At 51.8% G+C, this 6488-nt stretch carries 3 protein-coding genes; all 3 read right to left on the bottom strand.

The annotated features are described in order from the left end of the window. Positions 1-229: 229 nt before the first annotated feature. Positions 230-565, bottom strand: coding sequence for a hypothetical protein (locus IDH45_RS10765; RefSeq protein ID WP_190927428.1), 336 nt, complete (start codon positions 563-565; stop codon positions 230-232). Between the two features lie 194 nt (positions 566-759). Then, positions 760-5577, bottom strand: a complete 4818-nt coding sequence (locus tag IDH45_RS10770; RefSeq protein WP_190927430.1) for an OmpL47-type beta-barrel domain-containing protein — start codon at positions 5575-5577, stop codon at positions 760-762. 755 nt (positions 5578-6332) lie between these two features. Next, positions 6333-6488 (bottom strand): winged helix-turn-helix domain-containing protein (locus IDH45_RS10775; protein WP_190927432.1); only part of this gene is annotated, 156 nt, incomplete at its 5' end.

Consider the following 6488-nt stretch of genomic DNA (forward strand, 5'->3'; position numbering starts at 1 on the left):
GCGAAAGGAGCCCGCCTGCACACTTTGGTGTAGGGTGAAGGTCCCGTCGCCTTAGCCGCTAAAACCAATAAATCATTACGACCTTCGCGATGGTGTCTCTTATCAATCACCGTACTTAATCTTAGCTTAGTATTGTATTGTATTGTAAAAAGCTTAGAGTGAGTATTTGTATTAGTTGCCCGCAGGATTGTTTAGTTATATAAAGTAATAAAAGACGACAGCGACTCTCTTACTCGTTTTCTTCGGCTACGGCTGCATCAAGCGCCGCCTGCTCCCGCAACTGCATGCGCTCAAGCGCCTCCTCCACCGTGCTCTTCCCATCCAGCACACTGTCGAATTCCTCCAGTATGATTGACGGCATCACACGGGTAAACGCCTCAGGCAAACCCAAAAAATCAAACAGCGGGTCTTTCTTTACACTCGGCCCAGGACTCGCAATTCGGTAAAACAGACCGACATCGTGTCCGGCGATTTCGGGAGCATATTCCTGCCGTGCGGGAAGCATTCCGTTCCGCATACCCGACTCGGTACGTGCAAGTTCATCGCTGTTCAAGTATTGGATCACACGCCAGGCGTTGTCCTTATGGTCGGCTTTCGCGGAAATGGCAAAGATCTCATTGGAACTAAACAGGTTGGCTTCCGTTATATAGTTTCTAGCGTCTTCTTGTCCCCGCTTTCCACACCGCATTAGATATCAAATCCCATCAGAATGAAGTCGCTTCACTCTGACGGGATTTGATTGTGTATCCCACTATGAAATCAGTCGATCCAATCAAGCTTTTGCATCATCCTTATGAACACAACCGCCGCTTGAGCGCGTGTCGATATCCCTTTCGGACTGAACGTATCCTGGTCTGTGCCTGTCATGATTTCAAGCTCGACCATCAAGCGAACTTCATCCAGATAGGACGCGTTCACGTCTCCGATATCCTTGTAGCCGTCAAGCGTTACGTTTTCCTTCGTCATCGGCACGTTCTTAAGCTTGATCACGGCCGCCAACATGCTCGCCATTTCTTCGCGAGTCAGCGGCTGATCGGGCATGAAGTGATTTCCGTTCACAAAGTCCAACAGTCCAAGCTCCTTAGCTGTAACGATCACGTTGAAATACCACGAATCAGGCTTTACATCGTCATATGACGCTGTTCTGGCATTAGAAGCTTTGTGTCCCAGCACCCGGACTAACATCGCGGTAAATTCTGCTCTGGTTACGGTTTCGTCAGGTTGATACAAGCCTTCGCCAACGCCTTCAACTAGTCCTTTCGCCGCAGCCAGCTCTACGAATGCTTGGCTCCAATGTTCAAGCGTATCGGTAAAACTCACCGGATTTTGTGCCACGACGTACACGCTGTTGGAATAAGAGCTGATCGTCACGTACCATGCGCCATCAATCAACACTTTCTTCGCGGGAACAAACTCAAATTTCTTCGTCGCTTCGTTATAGCGGAACGCGCCCCATTGCTCCGGCATGCTGGTCATGCTTTTCGGCATAGGAATTACGATTGGAAGCGACTTGCTGAACAGATTGGAAGTTCCGACGGATTGTCTATTCTTGGTATTTATGATCTCCATGTTAAAATCTACAATCGGTCCCACCACTTGGCCCCGGAGCAAACCGTCTGCCGATGCTTTCTGGATATCCTTGTCATCGGATTTATTAGTTAGGATGACCTTGAAGCTGATATCACCGGCATTGAGATCGTTCTTGGCTAGCAGATCCTTCAGCCCAGGAAGAAGCGACGCCAGATTGACCGGCACTTGATAGCTGCCATAAGGGGTCTTTATCTCGATGAAAAAGTTTGCATTAGTCCCTTCGATGCCGGATAAAATGTTGGCCGGAATGCTGACGTATGCCGTACCGTCTTTTGGCGTAACTTCCAACGTGACGAACGGCTTCGTCATGTCGATACGATCCAGTTCAAGAGATGTACCGTTGAGGTCTATAACAGGCTTCATATCCGCCACATACGACAGCGATCCTGTTGAAGCCGATTCTGTTGAAGCTACTTGCAGACGAAAGCGGTTCGACACCGCATTCGCCGTATTGCCTGCTCCATCCTGCGCACGGATGTGCAAATACCAGTTCCCTTCGACTCCGTTCTTCGACAGCGTATCTCCGCTTGCAAACGATGTCCAGCCCGCTGCCGGAGTCGCGGTGTCCGTCGTCCACGCGTATTGCAGCGATGAAGCGTCTACTCCGCTTCCCGCATCCGTCACCGCTACCGTTGTCGAACCCGACTGCGACCAGCTTTCGTTTCCGTTCGTTCCGAAGCTGACGGAAGGCGCGGTCAAGTCAATGTTTACCGCCAGCGTGGCGGTAAATGTATTCCCCGCCGTATCCACGACTTGGAACACCATGGTATGTTGTCCTTCCTGTGTGAACGTGAGCGGAGCTTGATTGACGTAATTTTGCCACGGTCCTCCGTCCAATGTGTAGGTCAGGCTTGCGATTCCGCTCAAACCCGCTTGCGCATAGACGCTTACCGTAACACTCTTGCTGCTCCACGCTCCGCTCGTATAAGGACTACCGCCTGATGTTGTCATTGTGGGCGTAAGCATCAATCCGCTTGTGCTGATTTTCACCGTTCTGTACAAAACAGCTTCGTTCCCCGCCGCATCGACAGCTTTGAATGTCAGCGAATGAATGCCGTCCTGCAGCGTAATAGGAACCGTATAGGCTATCCATGTGGTTCCCCCATTCATCGAATAGACATTCGATACGACGCTGTTGGCATCCGTTGCGGTTACGCGGATCGTGACTTCCTGATTGGACCAGGCATTATCCGGATAGGCGCTCATATCAGCATTCGTCATCGAGATGTTGATCGCCGGCTCCGTATTGTCCAGGCGGAAGCGGCTCGACACCACGTTGGCCGTATTGCCCGCAGCATCCAGAGCCTTAATGTGCAAATACCAATCGCCGTCGGCTCCGTTCTTCGACAGCGTATCTCCGCTTGCAAACGATGTCCAGCCCGCTGCCGGAATCGCGGTGTCCGTCGTCCACGCGTATTGCAGCGTTGAAGTGTCTACTCCGCTTCCCGCGTCGGTCACCGTCACCATTGTCGACGCCGACTGCGACAAGCTTTCGTTTCCGTTCGTTCCGAAGCTGACGGTGGGCGCGGTCAAGTCCATGTTTACCGCCAGCGTGGCGGTAAATGTATTCCCCGCCGTATCCACGACTTGGAACACCATGGTATGTTGTCCTTCCTGAGTGAGCGTGAGCGGGTCTTGATTGACGTAATTTTGCGAAGCTCCTCCGTCCAACGTGTAGGTAAGGCTTGCGATTCCGCTCAAACCCGCTTGCGCATAGACGCTTACCGTAACACTCGTGCCGCTCCACTCTCCGCTCGTATAAGGACTGCCGCCTGATGTTGTCATTGTGGGCGTAAGCATCAATCCGCTTGTGCTGATTTTCACCGTTCTGTGCAGAACGGCTTCGTTCCCCGCCGCATCGACAGCTTTGAATGTCAGCGAATGAACGCCCTCCTGCAGCGTAATAGGAACCGTATAGGCTATCCATGTGGTTCCCCCATTCATCGAATAGACATTCGATACGACGCTGTTGGCATCCGTTGCGGTTACGCGGATCGTGACTTCCTGATTGGACCAGGTATTATCCGAATAGGTGCTAAAGTCAGCATTCGTCATTGAGATGTTGATCGCCGGTGCCGTATTGTCCAGGCGGAAGCGGCCCGACACCACGTTGGCCGTATTGCCCGCAGCATCCTGAGCCTTAATGTGCAAATACCAATCGCCGTCGGCTCCGTTCTTCGAAAGAGCACCTCCGTTTGCAAACGTCGCCCAGTCCGCTGTCGGAGTCACGGTGCTTTGCGTCCACGCGTATTGCAGCGAGGAGGCATTGACTCCGCTTCCCGCGTCGGTCACCGTCACCGTTGTCGATGCCGACTGCGACCAGCTTTCATTTCCGTTCGTACCGTAGCTGATCGTCGGCAACGTATTGTCAAGGCGGAAGCGGTCCGACGCTACGTTGGTCGTATTGCCCGCAGCATCCAGAGCTTTAATATGCAAATACCAATCGCCGTCGGCTCCGTTCTTCGATAGCGTACCTCCGCTTGCAAACGATGTCCAGCCCGTTGACGGAGTCACGGTGCTTTGCGTCCACGCGTATTGCAGCGATGAGGATTTGACTCCGCTTTCCGCGTCGGTCACCGTCACCGTTGTCGATGCCGACTGCGACCAGATTGCATTGCCGTTCGCACCGAACTGTATGACCGGAGGTGTAGAATCCCTCAACACGGTAATCGTATACGTCTTGGCTGGTTTGAAATAAGGCTCGACACGAACGGGTATGACCGTCGTATCTTCTGAGATGCTGACCGTAGCAGCGCTACCGCTTGCTTGCGGCTGATTATTGACATATAACGCAGCATAATTCGTGTCTGCCAGCTCCGCCGTTACGTTCACGCTCGATACCGACGGGCCGATATAAGAATAGGTATAAGACGTGACGGTAGGTGAAAATGATTTATCAAATGGACCCTCCTGCAGCGATAGATCATTCAGGTTATCGTTGCCCGGCACGGTCGATAGACCCCATGCGACGACGGTGCCGTCCGATTTCAGCGCCAGCGAATTGGTTCCTCCAGCGGCGATCAATATCACATCTTTCAGACCCGTTGGAACAGTCGATTTATCATCGCTATTATTTCCCCATGCGACGACCGTGCCGTCCAATTTCAAGGCTAGCGAATGTTCCGCTCCAGCAGCGATCGACACCACCCCGTTTAGCCCACCCGGCACAGTCGATTGACCTACATCATTATCTCCCCAGGCGACGACGGTGCCGTCCGATTTCAGCGCCAGCGAATTGTACACTCCCGAGATCGACACCACATCTTTCAGACCCGCTGGAACAGTCGATTGACCATAATCATTATTTCCCCAGGCGACGACCGTGCCGTCCGATTTCAGCGCCAGCGAATGGTACGCTCCCGCGGCAATCGACACCACCCCATTAAGCCCACCCGGCACAGTCGATTGACCAGAAATAATATCTTCTCCCCAGGCGACGACGGTGCCGTCCGATTTCAGCGCCAGCGAATGGAGGCCTCCCGCAGCAATCGACACCACCCCGTTTAGCCCACCCGGCACGTTCGTTTGACCGTCACCATTTCCTCCCCAGGCGACGACGGTGCCGTCCGATTTCAGCGCCAGCGAATGTTCATATCCAGCGGCGATCGATATCACATCTTTCAGACCCGCTGGAACAGTCGATTGACCAGAACCATTATATCCCCATGCGACGACGGTGCCGTCCGATTTCAGCGCCAGTGAATGATTCCACCCAGCAGCGACTCTAGTCCCTTTGACAGGTGAAGCAATACCCGTCGGCACGGTCGCTTGACCTTTATCATTACTTCCCCAGGCGACGACCGTGCCGTCCGATTTCAGCGCCAGCGAATAGGACCATCCAGCAGCAATTTTCTCCACTTGGCTTCCGGCCCTCGTTTGTGCCGCATCCGCCGTTGGAGTACCAAATGGCAACGTCACACTAAGCAATAACACAAAAAATAAAAATAAAACAACATAGCGCGTTTTTTGCCATTTTACAGTCAACATGATCTTCACCTCCCATTTATTTGAATAATCGCCGTTTTTTAATATACAAATTCAGAAAAGAAACTTCATTTCGCAACAGTGCATAAACTTATCGAAGTTAGTAGAGATACGATGTTCCTCCGCATATGCGTCTAAAGAATCACCCCGAAACATACAAGATTCGTCAAAATTCTCCCCTATCTTATCACAGCAGATTAGCCTATCTATGAAACATAAAGAAAACTTTAAGTTCGTGTACGCAACACACCTCTGCGCCGGTAACGATCCGCGTGCCCAGATGAAACCAACGCGACACATCATTCGGAAAAGTGCTATCCAAGTACATCGTGATGATATAACCACCGACTGCAAAGAATCAGGTACTCGAACTTGAACTGCAATCCCCATGGAAAAGCCGGCCATATTTGTGTAATCATGAGCTCGCCGACCAGCAAGGCAACCTTTGATCTGAACGGTGGTACCTTGACGGAAGAGGTTAAGTCCTATCAGAAGAGATCTACCGGTATGAGGCCCAATTTACCCATCCTATGTTAAATAACTATGAAGGCTATGAGGTTATCGGTTGGGAAGCGATAAATGGAGGTCCGGAATTAAGTTACGGAGGCTCAGCTGCAATGCCTGCACACAACGTAATCTATAAAGTTATTCTTGGTGCAGAATCTGGCGGCGGAGGTTTCCCAGGCTGGCCTTGGTGATGAATAGTTTCAATCTCTACGCCGCTATTTTTTCATGAATTCTTTAATCAGGGTGGTACGCTAAGTTCGCGCTTGCAACGCACTTCTGGCAACCAGCATATATCCGGCTCCCCGAATCGTAATGACTCTCTCCGGATTGGCAGGGTCAGCCTCGATTTTTTTGCGCAAATTACTGATGTGTACGGCGACCGTTCTCGTATCCTCCAGACTCTCCGT

Origin of the sequence: Paenibacillus oceani (assembly GCF_014705615.1) — a bacterium.
GTDB classification, from domain to species: Bacteria; Bacillota; Bacilli; order Paenibacillales; family NBRC-103111; genus Paenibacillus_AB; species Paenibacillus_AB oceani.